The sequence below is a fragment of the Pseudomonas sp. P1_A1 genome, from assembly GCF_056406935.1.
This window is the reverse complement of the sequence record NZ_JBFTZE010000019.1, coordinates 50,282-68,016: the sequence shown is the minus strand read 5'-3', so window position 1 is coordinate 68,016 and position 17,735 is coordinate 50,282. Positions and strand designations below refer to the sequence as shown.

15 protein-coding genes are annotated in these 17,735 nt (G+C 61.8%); 7 read left to right on the top strand and 8 right to left on the bottom strand.

Annotation, left to right across the window (positions count from 1 at the left end; genetic code table 11):
* The first annotated feature begins 153 nt into the window (after positions 1 to 153).
* Positions 154 to 573 carry an NINE protein gene (locus AC1D2Q_RS23775; RefSeq protein ID WP_477814743.1) on the top strand — a complete coding sequence of 140 codons (420 nt, stop codon included), beginning with the start codon at positions 154 to 156 and terminating at the stop codon, positions 571 to 573.
* Between the two features lie 86 nt (positions 574 to 659).
* Here the strand turns inward: AC1D2Q_RS23775 and AC1D2Q_RS23770 are convergent, their stop codons facing one another.
* From AC1D2Q_RS23770 to gshB, 7 genes are all read right to left on the bottom strand, one after another.
* Positions 660 to 1,931, bottom strand: a complete 1,272-nt coding sequence (locus AC1D2Q_RS23770) for a dihydroorotase (protein ID WP_477814742.1) — start codon at positions 1,929 to 1,931, stop codon at positions 660 to 662.
* A complete protein-coding gene (locus tag AC1D2Q_RS23765; RefSeq protein WP_007939362.1) occupies positions 1,928 to 2,932 on the bottom strand; it encodes an aspartate carbamoyltransferase catalytic subunit in 1,005 nt (334 codons plus the stop codon). The genes AC1D2Q_RS23770 and AC1D2Q_RS23765 overlap by 4 nt, the downstream gene beginning before the upstream one ends.
* 27 nt (positions 2,933 to 2,959) lie before the next feature.
* The gene (pyrR, locus tag AC1D2Q_RS23760) at positions 2,960 to 3,463 is read right to left on the bottom strand and encodes a bifunctional pyr operon transcriptional regulator/uracil phosphoribosyltransferase PyrR (RefSeq protein WP_086944407.1); all 504 of its coding nucleotides are present in this window, start codon (positions 3,461 to 3,463) and stop codon (positions 2,960 to 2,962) included.
* 98 nt (positions 3,464 to 3,561) lie between these two features.
* Positions 3,562 to 4,008 (bottom strand): Holliday junction resolvase RuvX, encoded by a 447-nt coding sequence (ruvX, locus tag AC1D2Q_RS23755; protein ID WP_019580620.1) that lies wholly within the window; start codon positions 4,006 to 4,008, stop codon positions 3,562 to 3,564.
* Positions 4,008 to 4,580, bottom strand: a complete 573-nt coding sequence (locus AC1D2Q_RS23750) for a YqgE/AlgH family protein (RefSeq protein WP_477814741.1) — start codon at positions 4,578 to 4,580, stop codon at positions 4,008 to 4,010. The genes ruvX and AC1D2Q_RS23750 overlap by 1 nt, the downstream gene beginning before the upstream one ends.
* A 127-nt stretch (positions 4,581 to 4,707) precedes the next feature.
* Positions 4,708 to 5,607: an energy transducer TonB gene (locus AC1D2Q_RS23745; protein ID WP_026331823.1), complete on the bottom strand. Its 900-nt coding sequence runs from the start codon at positions 5,605 to 5,607 to the stop codon at positions 4,708 to 4,710.
* Positions 5,608 to 5,684: 77 nt separating this feature from the next.
* Positions 5,685 to 6,638, bottom strand: a complete 954-nt coding sequence (gene gshB / locus AC1D2Q_RS23740; RefSeq protein ID WP_477814740.1) for a glutathione synthase — start codon at positions 6,636 to 6,638, stop codon at positions 5,685 to 5,687.
* 222 nt (positions 6,639 to 6,860) lie between these two features.
* Between gshB and pilG the strand changes: the two genes are divergently transcribed.
* The 6 genes from pilG to AC1D2Q_RS23710 are packed head-to-tail and all read left to right on the top strand — an operon-like array spanning position 6,861 to position 16,739.
* A complete protein-coding gene (pilG, locus tag AC1D2Q_RS23735; RefSeq protein ID WP_007897954.1) occupies positions 6,861 to 7,265 on the top strand; it encodes a twitching motility response regulator PilG in 405 nt (134 codons plus the stop codon).
* A 57-nt stretch (positions 7,266 to 7,322) separates the two neighbouring features.
* Positions 7,323 to 7,688 carry a twitching motility response regulator PilH gene (gene pilH / locus AC1D2Q_RS23730; RefSeq protein WP_019580623.1) on the top strand — a complete coding sequence of 122 codons (366 nt, stop codon included), beginning with the start codon at positions 7,323 to 7,325 and terminating at the stop codon, positions 7,686 to 7,688.
* A 10-nt stretch (positions 7,689 to 7,698) separates the two neighbouring features.
* Positions 7,699 to 8,253 (top strand): chemotaxis protein CheW, encoded by a 555-nt coding sequence (locus tag AC1D2Q_RS23725; protein WP_477814739.1) that lies wholly within the window; start codon positions 7,699 to 7,701, stop codon positions 8,251 to 8,253.
* Between the two features lie 40 nt (positions 8,254 to 8,293).
* The gene (locus tag AC1D2Q_RS23720; RefSeq protein WP_477814738.1) at positions 8,294 to 10,351 is read left to right on the top strand and encodes a methyl-accepting chemotaxis protein; all 2,058 of its coding nucleotides are present in this window, start codon (positions 8,294 to 8,296) and stop codon (positions 10,349 to 10,351) included.
* Between the two features lie 36 nt (positions 10,352 to 10,387).
* Positions 10,388 to 16,291, top strand: a complete 5,904-nt coding sequence (locus AC1D2Q_RS23715) for an Hpt domain-containing protein (RefSeq protein ID WP_477814737.1) — start codon at positions 10,388 to 10,390, stop codon at positions 16,289 to 16,291.
* The gene (locus tag AC1D2Q_RS23710; RefSeq protein ID WP_019650236.1) at positions 16,284 to 16,739 is read left to right on the top strand and encodes a chemotaxis protein CheW; all 456 of its coding nucleotides are present in this window, start codon (positions 16,284 to 16,286) and stop codon (positions 16,737 to 16,739) included. The genes AC1D2Q_RS23715 and AC1D2Q_RS23710 overlap by 8 nt, the downstream gene beginning before the upstream one ends.
* A 154-nt stretch (positions 16,740 to 16,893) precedes the next feature.
* Here the strand turns inward: AC1D2Q_RS23710 and AC1D2Q_RS23705 are convergent, their stop codons facing one another.
* Entirely contained in the window at positions 16,894 to 17,271 is a 378-nt protein-coding gene (locus AC1D2Q_RS23705; RefSeq protein ID WP_019580627.1) for a DUF6124 family protein, read from the bottom strand.
* Positions 17,272 to 17,735: the final 464 nt, after the last annotated feature.

Here is a 17,735-nt window from a genome sequence, read left to right as displayed (position 1 = left end):
AATAAGCGAAAAAAGGACGCAATTGTCTGACACAAGTCAGGCGGCACAGGGCTTTGACGGAAGTGAAGGTAGCATTTGCCGTATGTCGGCTGCCTGTAAAAAAGTCACAAAGAATTCAAGAATATTTCTCTATCGTGTGAATCGAGGCTATCCATGAACACCTATCGACAACCCGTTTCACAACAAGACACGCACAGCAAAGTAATCGGTTACCTGCTGTGGATCTTCGGTTTTACCGGGGCTCACCGCTTCTATTACGGCAAGCCGGTGACCGGGACGATCTGGTTTTTGACCTTGGGCTTGCTGGGTATTGGCTGGTTGATCGACGTGTTCCTGATTCCGGCCATGGATCGTGAAGCGGACCTGCGGTTTACCGCCGGACCTATCGAATACAACGTTGCGTGGATCTTGCTGACGTTTCTGGGGGTGTTCGGTGTACACCGGATGTATCAGGGGAAGTGGATCAGCGGGTTGCTGTACCTGGTGACGGGCGGGTTGTTCTTTCTGGGAGTGTTATATGACTTCTGGACGCTGAACGACCAGGTTTCGATTCGCAACGCGCAGAGCCTGTAAGCGAAGATCAAAAGATCGCAGCCTTCGCCAGTTCCTACATGGGATATGCCCTGTAGGAGCTGGCGAAGCCTGCGATCTTTTCGTTTTTACGCCTGGTGGCTGATCCGTCCATCCACCAGGGTGTAACGCACCACGCCCGGCAGGCTGTGGCCAATGAAGGGGCAGTTTTCGCCCTTGGACAGCCAGGTTTCACCGGCCACGGTCGAAGCCGCCGGGTCGAACAGCACGATATCCGCCGCACCACCCACCGCCAATTTACCCGCCGGCAGGCGCAACGCCTCGGCAGGGCCGGCGCTCAGGCGTGCCAACAGCGTCGGCAGGTCGAGCAAACCGTCTTCCACCAAGGTCATCGCCAGCGGCAGCAGCAGTTCAACGCTGCTGATGCCCGGTTCGGTCGCGCCGAACGGTGCCAGCTTGGCGTCGCGCTCATGGGGCTGGTGATGGCTGGAGATGGCGGATACCACCCCGGACTTCACCGCTGCCCGCAGGCCGTCGCGGTCGGCGCGGGTGCGCAGCGGCGGCTGGACGTGATAGAGGCTGCTGAAGTCGATCAGCGCTTCGTCGGTGAGGATCAACTGGTACAACGCCACATCCGCCGTGACCTTCAGCCCGCGAGCCTGGGCCTGAGCGATCAGCGCTACGCCGCGCGCGCTGGTGAGCTGGCTGAAGTGCGCCCGCACACCGCTTTGCTCGACCAGCAGCAGATCCCGGGCCAGGGCCACGGTTTCGGCGGTTTCCGGAATGCCCGGCAGACCGAGGAAGCTCGCAGTCGGGCCTTCGTGAGCCAGGCCGCCTTCGGCCAGGTCGTGATCCTGCGAGTTGAAAATCACCGTCAGGTCGAACGTTGCCGCGTATTCCAGCGCCCGGCACAGGGTGCGGGTGTTGCGGAAGCTCTCCAGGCCATTGCCGAAGGCCACGCAGCCGGCATCGCGCAAGGCGACCAGTTCGGCCAGCCGTTCGCCGTCCAGGCCTTTGCTCAGGGCGCCGATCGGGAATACTTTGGTGTTGCCGGCCTCACGGGCACGGTCGAGGATCAGTTCGGCCACGGCCGAGGTGTCCAGCACCGGTTTGGTTTTCGGCGGGCAGCACAGGCTGGTCACGCCGCCGGCGGCGGCCGCGCGGGTTTCGCTGGCGATCGAGCCTTTGCGGCTGTAGCCCGGCTCGCGCAGGGCTACGTTCAGGTCAACCAGGCCCGGGGCGGCCACCAGGCCCTTGGCGTCGATGGTGTCGACGGCAACAAAACCGGCTGGAGCGGCGCCAAGGGCGACGATCTTGCAGGCTTCAACGTGGATATCAGTCACTTGATCCAGGCCGCTGGCCGGATCGATAACGCGTGCGCCGAGAATGCTGAGCTTCACTGGGCGTTCTCCTGCTCGAATTGGCGCTGGGCTGTTTGCCCGCTCATGGCCATGGACAGCACGGCCATACGAATCGCGATGCCGTAGGTCACCTGGTTGAGAATCACCGAGTGCGGACCGTCGGCCACCGCCGACTCAATCTCCACCCCTCGGTTGATCGGCCCCGGGTGCATCACGATGGCATCGGGTTTGGCGCCGGCCAGGCGCGCGGTGGTCAGGCCGAACAGGCGGTAGAACTCGCCTTCGCTCGGCAGCAGGCCGCCGGTCATGCGTTCACGCTGCAGGCGCAGCATGATCACCACGTCGACGTCTTTCAGGCCTTCGGTCATGTCGGTGTAGACCTTCACACCGTATTGCTCGATGCCGATCGGCAGCAGGGTTTTCGGCGCGATCACGCGGATGTCCGGGCAGCCGAGGGTTTTCAGGGCCAGCATGTTCGAGCGTGCTACCCGCGAGTGCAGGATGTCGCCGACGATGGCCACCGAGAGGTTTTCGAAGCCACCCTTGTGCCGACGAATGGTGAGCATGTCGAGCATGCCCTGGGTCGGGTGCGCGTGACGGCCGTCGCCACCGTTGATGATCGCCACTTGCGGGCAGACATGCTCGGCAATGAAGTGCGCCGCGCCGGAATCACCGTGGCGCACGACGAACATGTCGGCGGCCATGGCTTCCAGATTGCGCAGGGTGTCGAGCAGGGTTTCGCCCTTGCTCGCCGACGACGTGGATACGTTCAGGGTAATCACGTCGGCCGACAGCCGCTGGGCCGCCAGTTCGAAGGTGGTGCGGGTGCGGGTGGAGTTCTCGAAGAACACATTGCACACGGTCTTGCCGCGCAACAACGGGACTTTCTTCACCGCCCGGGCGCCGACTTCGAGGAACGAGTCGGCGGTGTCGAGGATTTCCGTCAGCAGCTCGCGGCGCAAACCGTCGAGCGAGAGGAAGTGGCGCAGCTGGCCCTGATCATTGAGCTGCAGCGGGCGCTTGGTTTCTAGAGGCGTCATCGCGAGGGGGACTCTCAATAGGGCGAATTAAAGGGCGAGGTCTTGCAGTTCGAGCTTGAGTTCCGGACCGGACAGCTTCACCCGTTCGTGGGCCGCCAGCGACAGGGTCGCGCCAACCACGTTCGGGCGGATCGGCAGCTCACCGGCGTCCAGGTCCAGCAGGCACACCAGCGTCACGCTGGCCGGGCGGCCGTAGTCGAACAGTTCGTTCATCGCGGCGCGGATGGTCCGACCGCTCATCAGCACGTCGTCGATCAGCACCAGGTGCTGGCCTTCGATCTCGAACGGCAGCGCCGAAGGGCGGACTTGCGGGTGCAGGCCGCTCTGGCTGAAGTCGTCGCGGTAGAAGGACACATCGAGGGTGCCCAGCGGCGCGTCGCTGCCCAACTCCTTGAGCAACGCCTGCGCGACCCAGATGCCACCGGTCCGAATCCCGATGTAACGCGGTTCGCTGATGCCACGGTTTTCCAGATAAGCCTTGAGACGGATCGCCATCTGGCTGATCAGTTCGGCGGGATTAGGCAGGCTCATGGTTTGCTCCTTCTTGGTCCCGAGCCCGCTTTGTGGGTATGGCGCGTGGGTAGGGCTCGGGTTGTAGCTAAGGGAGTCGCCGTAGCGACTCTTCAGAATCAGTTGCTTGAGGATTCGAACAGTGCGGTGTTTTCGTCGAGCCAGCCTTGCAGCAGCAGGGCGGCGGCGATGGCATCGACCGGGTTGTCGCGGTAACTGCCCTTCTGGCCGCCACGGACCAGGCGTTCACCTTTAGCCTCGAAGGTGGTCAGGCGTTCGTCGTGAGTATAGAAGGGCAGGTTGTAGCGGCCGTTCAGGCGCCGGGCGAACTTTTCGGCCCGCAGGCACATGTCGCTGGGTGTGCCGTCCATGTTCAGCGGCAGGCCGACCACCACGGCGTCGGGTTTCCACTCTTTGATCAGGGCTTCGACCTGATTCCAGTCGGGAATGCCGTTTTGTGCCTTCAAGGTGCACAGCTCGCGGGCCTGGCCGGTAATCACCTGGCCGACCGCAACGCCGATCTGCTTGGTGCCGTAGTCGAAACCCAGAATCAGCCGCAGGGCCATCAGGCGTGCCCCGCCTGGCTGGTGAGCAGGCTGAGGTTGATACCCAGGTGCCTGGCCGCCGCTTCGAGACGTAACTCGCTGCTGGTGTTGAACAGGATGTCGGCGTCGAAGGGGCATGTCAGCCAGGCGTTGTCGGCCAGTTCGGCTTCCAGTTGCCCGGCTTCCCAACCGGCGTAGCCGAGGGTAATCACGCTTTTCGCGGGGCCAACGCCGTCGGCGATGGCGAACAGCACGTCCTGGGAGGTCGACAGCGACAACTCACCTTCCAGATCAACGGTGGCCTGATAGGTTTTTCCCGACGGGTGCAGGACAAAGCCGCGATCGGTTTGCACCGGGCCGCCGATAAAGATCGGCACGTGCTGGCAGAGCACTGGCGGTTCGATATCGGGGCGCAATTGCTCGAGGATATCGGCCAGGTTCAGGTCCTGCGGACGATTGACCACCAACCCCATGGCGCCATTGGCCGTGTGCTCGACGATGTAGGTCAAGGTGTGCGCAAAGTTCGGGTCGGCCATGTGAGGCATGGCGATCAGGAAGTGATGCTTGAGGTAGCTGGGGCTGACGTTCTTCATGAGCGCTAGTGTGGCGTTGGAGGGGCGAACTGACAAGCTGAGGATGCACAGGAAATGCCTGTGCAGGTGTCTTTTTGATCCGGGCTTGCCCGCGAAGGCATTGGCTCGATCACTGCAAATCTTCCGGCTAATTACTGGACAACCGGTCCCCGCGCGCAAACCTCCAGGTGCGGATGATTTCCAGGCGGTCGATGTCCGACAGATCCCCGGTAAACGGTGCGAACGGCGCGGCCAGCCGCACGATGCGCTGCGCCGCCTGATCCAGCAGCGGTTGGCCGGACGATTCCAGCACCAATACTTCATACAGCGAGCCGTCGCGATTGATCGAGACCATCAGGCGCAAATTGCCATAAATCTGTTTGCGTCGGGCCTCGTCGGGGTAGTTGAGGTTGCCGATGCGCTCGACCTTCTTGCGCCATTCATCCTTGTACCAGGCACCTTTGTCGCGCATGGTCGACGCGGCGCTCAAGCGGTGGATGCGCGGGCGCTTGGCGTACAGCTGTTGTTCATTGGCCAGTTCTGCTTCCAGGCTGGCGATGTCGCTGGACAGCTGTGAGCTGTCGAAGGTCGGCGCTTCGACCTTGGGCTTGGTCTCGGTCTTGACGTCTTCCTGCTTGGTCGCGGCTTTTTTCGGCTTCGGCGCGACAGTCGTCACGGCGGCCTTGGGTGCGGCTTCCTGCACTTGGGGTTTAGCGGTTGGCGGCGGAGTGACCGTCTGCACCTTGTTGTCCTGGAAGGGCGCGACCTCGGTGGTCTTGGGAATGGCCTTTTTATCCAGGGTGCCGCTGCCTTGCTGATTCTCTTGAGCGAGGAAATCGGCTTTTTTCGGCTTGGTTTCGCTTTTGAAGGTGGCGAGGGTGATTTCCAGGGTTTTGCTGATTTGCTTGGGTTCGACCATGGTGAACCCGACGCCCAACAGCAAGGCCAGGTGAATCAGCGCCGCGAGAAACAGGGTAAAGCCGAGGCGATCGGCCGGGCGCACGCCACGATGGGCGAGTTCAGCGGGCAGATCGGACGGGAGTGTCATGACAAGAAAACCAACATCGCGTTTTTTACAAGCCGGCGATGATAACGCAATGTTGGTTGTCTCTTGGCTGTTCTCGATCAACGAGTCTTGAGCTTCTGATCGATGGCATCCATCAGCAGGCCGCCGATGTCGGTGCCGAACGCGTTATCGATCTCGCGAATGCAGGTCGGGCTGGTGACGTTGATTTCGGTCAGGTGCTCACCGATCACGTCGAGACCGACGAACAGCAAGCCCTTCTCGCGCAGGGTCGGGCCGACTTGCGCGGCGATCCAGCGATCTTTCTCGGTCAGCGGTCGGGCTTCGCCTCGGCCACCGGCGGCGAGGTTGCCACGGGTTTCGCCTGCTGCCGGAATCCGCGCCAGGCAATAATCCACCGGCTCGCCGTCGATCATCAGGATGCGCTTGTCGCCATCAACGATCGCCGGCAGGTAGCCCTGGATCATGATCTGCTGCTTGCCATGCAGGGTCAGGGTTTCGAGGATCACCGACAGGTTCGGGTGGCCCGCGGTATGACGGAAGATCGACGAACCACCCATGCCGTCCAGCGGCTTGAGGATCACGTCACCGTGATGGTCGGCGAATTCACGCAACACGTCCGGGCGACGGCTGACGATGGTCGGTGGCGTGCACTGCGGGAACAGCGTGGCGAACAGCTTCTCGTTGCAGTCACGCAGGCTTTGCGGCTTGTTGACCACCAGCACGCCGGCGTTTTCGGCTTGCTCCAGCAGGTAAGTGGAGTAGACGAACTCCATGTCGAACGGCGGATCCTTGCGCATCAGGATCACGTCCAGGTCGCTCAGCAGTGCGTCGGATTCGGCGCCCAGCTCGAACCACTTGTGCGGGTCGGCGAATACTTTCAGCGGACGCATCCGCGCACGCGCCTGGCCCTCGGCCTGATACAAATCGCGCTGTTCCATATAGAACAGTTCCCAGCCACGCTTTTGCGCAGCCAGCAGCATGGCCAGCGAGCTATCCTTTTTATAGGAGATGCTGGCGATAGGATCCATGACAATCCCGACGCGAACGCTCATGGGGTTTTCCTCGAAATTGGGGTGGAAAGTGCGATGAAAAAGTGGCGTCAGAGTGGCGCTGAGTGGGTTCCCGGTCAAGGAAAAACCACCGCACAGGTCACCCGATAGATTGGAGGGGGAGACTGTGCTAAAAAGGCTGCCATGCCGTCTTGGCCCTTGAGTATCAAGGGTTTCGGGCCGCAAACGGACAAATTGATTCACAAAGGCGACGGTAGAGCCCCTATGGAACAGCATTCCAGCGCCTTGAAGGTCATGGTGATCGATGATTCGAAAACGATTCGTCGCACCGCCGAAACGCTGTTGAAAAACGTGGGCTGTGAAGTCATCACCGCAATCGATGGTTTCGATGCCCTGGCCAAGATTGCCGACAATCACCCAGGCATCATCTTTGTCGACATCATGATGCCGCGTCTGGATGGCTATCAGACCTGCGCGTTGATCAAGAACAACAGTGCGTTCAAGTCCACGCCAGTGATTATGCTGTCGTCCAGGGACGGGTTGTTCGACAAGGCCAAGGGGCGGATCGTCGGCTCCGACCAGTTTTTGACCAAGCCTTTCAGCAAGGAAGAACTGCTGAACGCGATTCAGGCCCACGTACCGGGCTTTGCTGTCGTTTCGCCGCAGTAGGACACGCACAGTGACGCTCGGCCATGGGGCCTGGTGTCGACAAGAATGGGGAAGACCATGGCACGTATTCTGATCGTCGATGATTCGCCGACCGAAATGTACAAACTGACCGGCATGCTCGAAAAGCACGGTCATGAAGTGTTGAAAGCCGAAAACGGCGCCGACGGCGTGGCCCTGGCCCGTCAGGAAAAACCCGACGCGGTGCTGATGGACATCGTCATGCCCGGCCTCAATGGTTTCCAGGCGACCCGTCAGCTGACCAAAGACTCGGAAACCGCACACATCCCGGTGATCATCATCACCACCAAGGATCAGGAAACCGACAAGGTCTGGGGCACGCGCCAGGGCGCCAAGGACTACCTGACCAAACCGGTCGATGAAGACACCCTGATCAAGACGCTGAACAACGTGCTGGCCGGTTGATCGTGCGGCCATGACCGAGTCGCTGACAGCCTTCGAACTGCTGCTGCAGATTGATCAACGTTGTCGTCTGCTGGCGGCGGACCTGCCGTCCCAGCCGACTCGACAGGACAGCTGGAGCGGCATCGGTTTTCGCTTGGGCGAGCACGGGTACGTCGCGCCCATGGGCGAAGTCAGCGAAGTCCTGCACGAACCGCGCGTTACCCAAATGCCGGGGGTCAAGCCCTGGGTCAAGGGCGTAGCGAACCTGCGTGGGCGGCTGCTGCCGATCATGGATGTGTACGGCTTCTTTTATGGTTATGAGGCCGGCCATGAACTGTCGGCCCTGCGCAAGCAGCGGCGGATACTGGTGGTGGAGCACAACGACGTGTTCGCCGGGTTGCTGGTCGATGAGGTCTTCGGCTTGCAGCACTTTGCCCAGGACAGCCTGGAGCCGGTGCCCATGGACGAGCTGCGGGGGCCGATCGCGCCGTTCGTCAAAGGCCGCTTTCAGCGTGAGCAGAATTGGCAGGTGTTCAGCCCGTTTGCGTTGGCGCAGTCGCAAGGTTTCATGAATGTAGCGCTGTAGCCGGGGCGTAGGTTGAATTGGGCAGGACAGGCGAGGACCGATGATTAAAGCAAACGCAGGTACGCCGGAAGGGTCGCGCAGCCGGTCGCAGATCATCGTGCTGTTCATCGCGCTGATCATCTTCATCATGCTGCTGTTCGCCAACTTCGCGTACCTCAACACCCAGGCGAATTACGACAAACAGTACATCGGCCACGCCGGTGAGCTGCGCGTGCTGTCGCAACGCATTGCCAAGAATGCCACCGAAGCCGCCGCCGGCAAGGCTGCGGCGTTCAAGTTGCTCAGTGATGCGCGCAACGACTTCGCCCTGCGTTGGGGCTATCTGAAGAAAGGCGATCCCTCCACCGGCCTGCCGCCGGCACCGTCCACCGTGCGCCCGGAAATGCGCGCGGTGCAGCTGGATTGGGAGCGGCTGCTGAAAAACACCGACGCCATTCTCTCCAGCGAACAGACTGTGTTGTCGTTGCATCAAGTCGCCGCGACCCTGGCCGAAACCGTGCCGCAGTTGCAGGTCGAGTATGAAAAGGTCGTCGAAACCCTCCTGCAACGTGGCGCCCCGGCCGCTCAGGTGGCGATGGCCCAGCGTCAGTCGCTGCTGGCCGAGCGGATTCTCGGTGCAGTGAACACCGTGCTGTCCGGCGACGAAAACTCGCAGCAGGCCGCCGACGCCTTCGGTCGCGACGCGGCGCGTTTCGGCCAGGTACTCAACGGCATGCTTCAGGGCAATGCGACCCTGAAAATCAGCCAGGTCGAAGACCGCGATGCCCGTGCCCGGTTGACCGAGATTTCCGAGTTGTTTGAATTCGTGTCGGGCTCGGTGGACGAAATCCTCGAAACCTCGCCGGAGCTGTTCAAGGTCCGCGAATCGGCCAGCAACATTTTTACCCTGTCGCAAACCCTGCTCGATGAAGCTTCGCACCTGGCCAGCCGTTTCGAAAACCTCGCCGGCGGGCGCAGCACCGATACCATCGGTGGCTACGTGCTGGGTTTGCTCGCGTTGATGTCGATCATCCTCATTGGCCTGGTGATGGTGCGCGAAACCAACCGTCAGTTGCGTGAGACCGCTGAGAAGAACGAGCGCAATCAGAGCGCGATCATGCGCCTGCTGGACGAAATTGAAGACCTGGCCGACGGTGACCTGACCGTGACCGCCTCGGTGACCGAAGACTTCACCGGGACCATCGCCGACTCGATCAACTATTCCGTCGACCAGTTGCGCGATCTGGTGGCGACCATCAACCTCACCGCCGGCCAGGTCGCCGCCGCCGTGCAGGAAACTCAGGCCACCGCGATGCACCTGGCCCAGGCCTCGGAGCATCAGGCGCAGCAGATTTCCGAGGCCTCCATGGCGATCAACGACATGGCCGAGTCCATCGATCAGGTCTCGGCCAATGCCGCCGAATCCTCAGCGGTGGCCGAGCGCTCGGTGGAAATTGCCAACAAGGGCAACGAGGTGGTGCACAACACCATCCACGGCATGGACAATATTCGCGAACAGATCCAGGACACCGCCAAGCGCATCAAGCGCCTCGGTGAGTCTTCTCAGGAAATCGGCGACATTGTCAGCCTGATCGATGACATTGCCGATCAGACCAACATCCTCGCCCTCAACGCGGCCATTCAGGCGTCCATGGCCGGTGACGCCGGGCGCGGTTTTGCGGTGGTGGCCGACGAAGTACAGCGGCTGGCCGAGCGCTCGTCCGCGGCGACCCGGCAGATCGAAACGCTGGTGCGGGCCATTCAGACCGACACCAACGAAGCGGTGATTTCCATGGAGCAGACCACCACCGAAGTGGTGCGCGGCGCGCGTCTGGCGCAGGATGCCGGAGTGGCCCTGGAAGAAATCGAAGGCGTATCGAAGACCCTCGCGGCATTGATCCAGAGTATTTCCAACGCCGCGCAGCAACAGACGTCTTCGGCCGGCCAGATTTCCCTGACGATGAACGTGATCCAGCAGATCACCACGCAGACCTCGTCCGGCTCCACCGCCACCGCCGAGAGCATTGGCAACCTGGCGAAAATGGCCAGCCAGCTGCGGCGTTCGGTGTCCGGTTTCACCTTGCCGGCCAAGCCTGCGCAAGCTGCGGACAACGCTTGAACCGCCTCAGGGCGTATGCATTTGATTGGAGTAGTTATGGGTGATCGGCACGACTATGTGGCCCTCGAATGGGTCAAAGGCGAGATTGCCGAAACGCTGAAGCAGGCTCATCAGGCGATCGAAACCCTGATCGACGACCCGCAGGCGACGCACGCGCTGAGTGAGTGCCTGGCCTGTGTCCATCAGGTACACGGCAGTTTGCAGATGGTCGAATTCTACGGCGCGGCGCTGCTCGCCGAAGAGATCGAGCAACTGACCAGCGCCTTGCAGCAGAACCGCGTCAGCCATCGCGACGAGGCCATTCGTTTGCTGCTGCATGCCCTGGGGCAATTGCCGACTTACCTCGACCGGGTGCAAGGCGCCCGGCGTGACTTGCCGCTGGTGGTGTTGCCGCTGATCAACGACCTGCGCAGTGCCCGTGGCGAAAGCCTGTTGTCGGAAACCAGCCTGTTCAGCCCGCAACTCCCTGAACTGCCGCCCCTGAGTGAAGAAGCCCTGGCGCTGCTGGAACCGTCCGACTTGCCGAATGTGCTGCGCAAGTTGCGGCAAATGCTGCAGATGGCGCTGGTCGGCTTGCTGCGCGAGCAGGATGACGAAACCCACTTGGCTTACCTGGCCAGGGTTTTTGCACGCCTTGAAGGGCTGTGCGGCAATGCGCCGCTGAGCCCGTTATGGCACGTCGTTTCGGCGCTGGTCGAAGGCATGCGCAATGGCTCGATCGCCAACAGCCCCGCGTTGCGCAGCCTGTTCAAGGAGGCCGACAAAGAACTCAAGCGTCTGCTCGAACAAGGCATGCCCGCGATCAATCAACCGGCACCGCCAGAGCTGCTCAAGAGTTTGTTGTTCTATATTGCCAAGGCCGAACACCCCACCGGGCAGATGCTGACCATGAAAGATCGCTACTCACTGGACGACGCGCTACCCGACAGTGCGATGGTCGATGAAGAACGGGCCAGGCTGGCCGGCCCTGATCGCGACGCCATGCGTTCGGTATTGGCGGCGTTGTGCGAAGAGCTGGTGCGGGTCAAGGAGCGCCTGGACCTGTTCGTGCGCAGTGACCGCCAACACACCTCGGACCTCGAAAGCCTGCTGGCGCCCCTGCGGCAAATCGCCGACACCCTGGCGGTGCTCGGTTTCGGTCAGCCGCGCAAGGTCATCATCGATCAACTGGCGGTGGTGTTGAGCCTCGTCCAGGGCCAGCGCGAACCCAACGACGCGACCCTCATGGACGTTGCCGGGGCCTTGCTCTACGTTGAAGCGACCCTGGCCGGCATGGTCGGCACCGTGGAACCGGAAAGCCCGGAAGACAGCCGTCTGCCGACCACCGACCTGACGCAGATCCACCAGATCGTGATCAAGGAAGCGCGCATCTGTCTGCAACAGGCCAAGGACATGATCGTCGACTACATTGAAGCCGACTGGGACCGTCAGTATCTGCAACCGTTGCCGGCGTTGCTGACCCAAGTGCGCGGTGCGCTGGCGATGATTCCGTTGGCCCGCGCGGCGAGCCTGGTCGAGGCCTGTAACGGTTTCATCCGCGAGCATCTATTGGTGGACCCGGGGCAGCCCGGCTGGCAGCAACTGGACAGCCTGGCCGACGTCATCACCAGCATCGAGTATTACCTGGAGCGCCTCAGCGACGACCCCGAAGCGCCCGGTGAACAACTGCTCGACGTCGCGGAAAAAGGCCTGGCCGCACTTGGTTTCTTCCCCAGCGAAAACCATGTGCCGATGCTTGAGGATGTGCTCAGCCCCAGTGAAGCCCTGGTCATGCAGGACATGCAGGAGCTGGATGATCCCGAGATCGTTCAGTCTCTGGCCGATGTGTTGGCCAGCCCGGTGTCGTCGGTCAATCCACCCGCACTGACCACGCCGGGCAGTCTATTACCGCCGCCCGCCGATGAAGAACCGGTGGACGATGAGCTGCGGGAAGTCTTCCTCGAAGAAACCGACGAAGTTCTGGAAATCCTCCGGGAGTACCTGCCGCGCTGGTCGGCCAATCCCGACAGCCCATCGGCTTTGAGTGAGTTACGCCGCGCCTTCCACACCCTCAAAGGCAGTGGCCGAATGGTCCGTGCGCTGGTGCTGGGCGAGCTGGCCTGGGCGGTGGAAAACCTGCTCAACCGCGTGCTTGAACACAGCGTTGCACCTTTGCCTGCAGTGCAGCAACTGGTGGGCGACGCGCTGAAGTTGCTGCCGGAACTGGTGGCCGAGTTCGCCGCCCATGCCCAACGCCAGCGCAACGATGTCGATCAATTGGCCGCCCGCGCCCATGCCCTCGCCAAGGGTGATGAGCCGCTGTCCGATGAGGACGCGCAGGATGTCGCGGCGCTCGATCCGCTGTTGCTGGAGATCTTCCGCAACGAAGCCGAAACCCATTTGAACAGCCTCAATCGCTTCCTCGATCAGGCCGCCGAGCACGTACCGCTGCAGGCCAGTGACGAGTTGCAGCGAGCCTTGCACACCCTCAAGGGCAGCGCCTCGATGGCCGGCGTGCTGCCGATTGCCGAGCTGGCGGCGTCGTTGGATCAACTGGCCCGGGAGTACAAGGCGCACCGGATTGCCCTCGACCTGGACGAAGTCGAGTTGCTGCTGGAAGCCGAAGGCTTGTTCCGCCTGGGGCTGCGACAGCTCAAGAGCGACCCGCTGGCCGAAATCCCCGGCGCCCGTTCGTTGATTGAACGCACCCGGACATTGCTGGCCGAACATCTGCAAAGCCTGTCGAGCGCGCCCAACACGGGGCTGCGGATCAAGCGCGACCCGCAACTGATCAACAACTTCCTCGCCCAGGGCATGGACATCCTGCTGGACGCCGAAAGCCTGTTGCAGCGCTGGCAGCAGCATCCCGGCGAGCGGCAGGAACTCAGCGCGCTGCTGGATGAACTGACTACCCTCGGCGAAGGCGCGCACCTGGCCGATCTGCATCCAGTGGATGAGCTCTGCGAAGCGTTGCTCGATCTTTATGGCGCGGTGGAAGAAAGCAGTTTGGCGGTCAGCGACAGGTTTTTCCACGAAGCACAAAGTGCCCACGAAGCGCTGATCAACATGCTCGATGAACTGGCCGCCGGCCAGGAAGTCACCGCGCAACCGCAGCGGGTGCGGGCCTTGCGCGACTTGCTGGATGAGAGTCTCGACCCATCCTCCATGGGCTTGATTCGCAGTGATGGCAGCCGCACCCTGAGCATTCGAGAACTGGGCAGCGCCACGGCCGAGCTGGAGCAGGCCGCGACTGAGGTAGATCTGGACGACGAAATCGTTTCGATCTTTCTTGAGGAAGCGGTGGATATCCTTGAAAGCGCCGGCCAGGCCTTGCAACGCTGGTTGAACGACCCGGAAAACGCCGCGCCGCTACTGTCTTTGCAGCGCGATTTGCACACCCTCAAGGGTGGTGCGCGGATGGCCGAGGTCGAGCCGGTCGGCGATCTGGCCCATGAGCTAGAAAGTCTTTACGAAGGCCTGGTGGACCGCCGTTACAGCCACAGCGAAGCGCTGGCGCAGTTGCTGCAACAGAGCCATGACCGACTGGCCGTGTTCCTCGAACAGTTGCAGCACAACCGTCCGTTGGGCGATCCGGGCGAATTGATCGAGGCCATTCGTGAGTTTCGTCTGGGTAATGCCGGCAGTGCCGAGGTGATCGAACCGGCGGCCAGCAACGACTCGCCGGGGCATGATCCCGAGCTTCTGGAAATCTTCCTCGAAGAAGGTTTCGACATCATCGAAAACTCCGGCGCGGCGCTGTTGCGCTGGCAGGCCGAACCATCGAATCGTCAAGAAGTGGAAACCCTGCTGCGCGACCTGCATACCCTCAAGGGTGGCGCACGAATGGTGGAAATCGCGCCGATCGGCGACCTGGCCCATGAGCTGGAATTCCTCTACGAAGGCTTGTCCGCCGGTGTGCTGCAACCGACCGCGGCGCTGTTCACGTTGTTGCAGAGCAGCCATGACCGACTGGCGCAGATGCTCGACGCCACCCGCGCCGGTGAGCCACTGCCGCCGGCCGATCGACTGATCGAGGCGATCAAGAATTTCAGCCATCCGGCGGTGCCCGAAACACCGACACCGGTGGCGATGCCCGCAGCGCCCAAAGCCGAGCCAGCCACGCTGCAACCCGAAGGCGTCGACACGGTCAAGGTCTCGGCGGAGTTGCTCGACGACCTGGTCAACCTGGCCGGGGAGACTTCGATCTTTCGTGGCCGTATCGAACAACAGGTCAACGATGCACGGGTGGCCCTGAGCGAGATGGAAACCACCATCGAACGTATGCGCGACCAGTTGCGCCGCCTCGATACCGAAACCCAGGGGCGGATTCTCAGCCGTCAGCAAGTCGAGGCCGAGCGCCTGGGTTATGAAGAGTTCGACCCGCTGGAGATGGACCGTCACTCGCAGTTGCAACAGCTGTCGCGGGCGTTGTTCGAGTCCGCCTCCGACCTGCTCGACCTCAAGGAAACCCTCGACCGGCGCAATCAGGATGCGGAAAACCTGCTGCAACAGCAGGGCCGCATCAACACCGAATTGCAGGAAGGCCTGATGCGCACGCGCATGGTGCCGTTCGAGCGAATGCTGCCGCGTTTGAAGCGCATCGTCCGTCAGGTTTCCAGCGAACTGGGCAAGGATGTGGAGTTCATCGTCGGCAACGCCGAAGGCGAGATGGACCGCAACGTCCTCGAGCGCATGGCCGCGCCGCTGGAACACATGCTGCGCAACGCCGTCGACCATGGGCTGGAATCGGCCGAGGTGCGGATCGCGGCCGGTAAACCGGCCCAGGGCAAGATCACCCTCGACTTGTCGCGAGAGGGCGGCGACATCATTTTCGACATCTGCGACGACGGTGCCGGCGTGCCGCTGGACGCCGTACGGCGCAAGGCGATCAAGCGCGGACTGCTCGCCCCGGACAGCGACATCAGCGATCGCGACGTGCTGCAATTCATCCTGCAACCGGGGTTTTCCACCGCCGAGAAAATCACCCAGATCTCCGGGCGTGGCGTCGGCATGGACGTGGTTCACGAAGAAGTCCGGCAGCTCGGCGGGACCATGAGCATCGACTCGACTTCGGGGCAGGGCGTGCATTTCCGGATTCGCCTGCCGTTCACCGTGTCGGTCAATCGCGCGCTGATGGTGCAATGCGGGGAGGATCAATACGCGATCCCGCTGAACACCATCGACGGCATCGTTCGCGTGCTGCCCAACGAACTCGAAGGGCATTACCGGCTCGATCCACCGAGCTACGAATACGCCGGGCAACGCTATGAGCTGTGCTACCTCGGCGATCTGCTGAAAACCAGTACCCGCCCGAAACTGCTGGGCCAGAACCAGCCGTTGCCGGTGTTGCTGGTGCAGTGCAACGAGCGGCACGTCGCGGTGCAGGTGGACGCCATGGCCGGCACCCGGGAAATCGTGGTCAAAAGCCTCGGCCCGCAGTTCGCTGCGGTGCAGGGTTTGTCCGGCGCGACGATCCTGGGTGATGGCCGGGTGGTGCTGATTCTCGACTTGTTGGCGCCGATCCGCGCGATGCAAGCGCAGGTGCCGCAACGGCCGGTGACGCAGGACGTAGAACCCGAGGCGCAACGGCCGTTGCTGGTGCTGGTAGTCGACGATTCGGTCACCGTGCGCAAGGTCACCAGCCGTCTGCTGGAGCGCCACGGCATGAACGTACTGACCGCCAAGGACGGTGTCGACGCCATGCTTCTACTGGAAGAGCACATGCCCGACCTGATGCTGCTGGACATCGAAATGCCACGCATGGACGGCTTCGAAGTGGCGACCCAAGTGCGCGCTGACGAACGTTTGCAGCATCTGCCCATCATCATGATCACCTCTCGTACCGGCCAAAAACACCGCGACCGCGCCATGGCCATCGGCGTCAACGACTACCTCGGCAAGCCGTATCAGGAATCGGTGCTGCTCGACAGCATCGCCCGTTGGAGCAAAACCCATGCATGAGCACCGCTCCAGCAACCTCACCGGTTTGCTGCTGCCCCTGGCCGACCGCAACCTGATCCTGCCCAACGTCGCCGTCGCTGAACTCATCGACTATCAGCCGGGGGCTTTCGATCTCGATACACCGCCGTGGTACCTGGGGCGGGTGACCTGGCGCGAACGGCAGATTCCACTGCTCAGTTTCGAGTCGGCGTGTGGCAACAAAGTGGTGATCGGGGAACGGGCGCGGATCGTCATCCTCAATGCCCTTGGCGGGCGGCCTGAGTTGAAGTTCATTGCGCTGCTGGTGCAGGGGATTCCGCGTTCTTACAAGCTCGACAGTCAGTTGAGCTATGTGGATGTGCCGTTGTGTTCGCTGGAAAAGGCGGCGGTGCAGGTGGGGGAGCAAGTGGCGAAGGTGCCTGACTTGCTCGCGCTGGAGGAACTGCTTGTAAGTGCGGGTCTGGTCTGACCGGATCCCTGTGGCGAGGGGGCTTGCCCCCGTTCGGCTGCGCAGCAGTCGTAAAACCATTGTTCTCGGTTTACCTGATACAGCTCGGTTGCAGGTTTTGGGGCTGCTTCGCAACCCAACGGGGGCAAGCCCCCTCGCCACAGGGGGTAGTGCGTTAAACCCCGGCCCGAGCCTTCATCTGCAACGACTCATGATGATCCAGCACCCGCTCCACCAACAACTGCACGCCATCGGCCAAACGGCTGAGCGCCAAGGCTACAGAGCGGCGTGAGCCTTCCACATCGTCCGCCAGATCGGCAGCAATGGCGCTAATAGACAGCAGGTCTTCGGAGGCGTTGGCCAGAAGGGCTTCGGTGTCGATGTCGGGGGAGACGCTGAAGAGGCGGAGTTTGCGGCGTTTGGCCGGTTTTTCGTGGAGCGGAGGGAAGTAATGGGAGAGGGCGCGGTCGGCGGCTTCCTTCATTTTTTCTGCGTCGAGGGATGCTTGGGAATCAGTGTCGGTTTCCGGGGGATTGGGAGTAGCTTTGAACATAGTGAAGCTCCATTTAATGAGTTTCAGCTGCTCCATCGGGTTCCAATCGAAGGGGTGGCAGCTGTACGCGGGCTGGAACCCGGGCAAACGGACAAAACCCGACAGACACTAAGGTCTCCCGCGCACAGCCGCCATAACGGAGTGCACACATTAAAGGTGCGCAAGCATACGTTATGAAAGGCGCTTTTGCCTCGTTAACACCACGGGGTTCCAATCCCGGTCGCTGCGGTTGGCAGCGACCCCCAAACGATAAAGATCAACGCCAAAGCGTACCAGTCAGCGGCTTCCGGCATTGCTGTAGGCAGCGACGCACGACTGTGTAGCCTCAYACCGTTCCTGCCGACAAACTTTTAAACACAAAACCCCAGGCTGTCGGACCTCCCTGTGGCGAGGGGGCTTGCCCCCGTTGGGTTGCGAAGCAGCCCCAAAACCTGCAACCGAGGTGTATCAGGTACACCGATAAC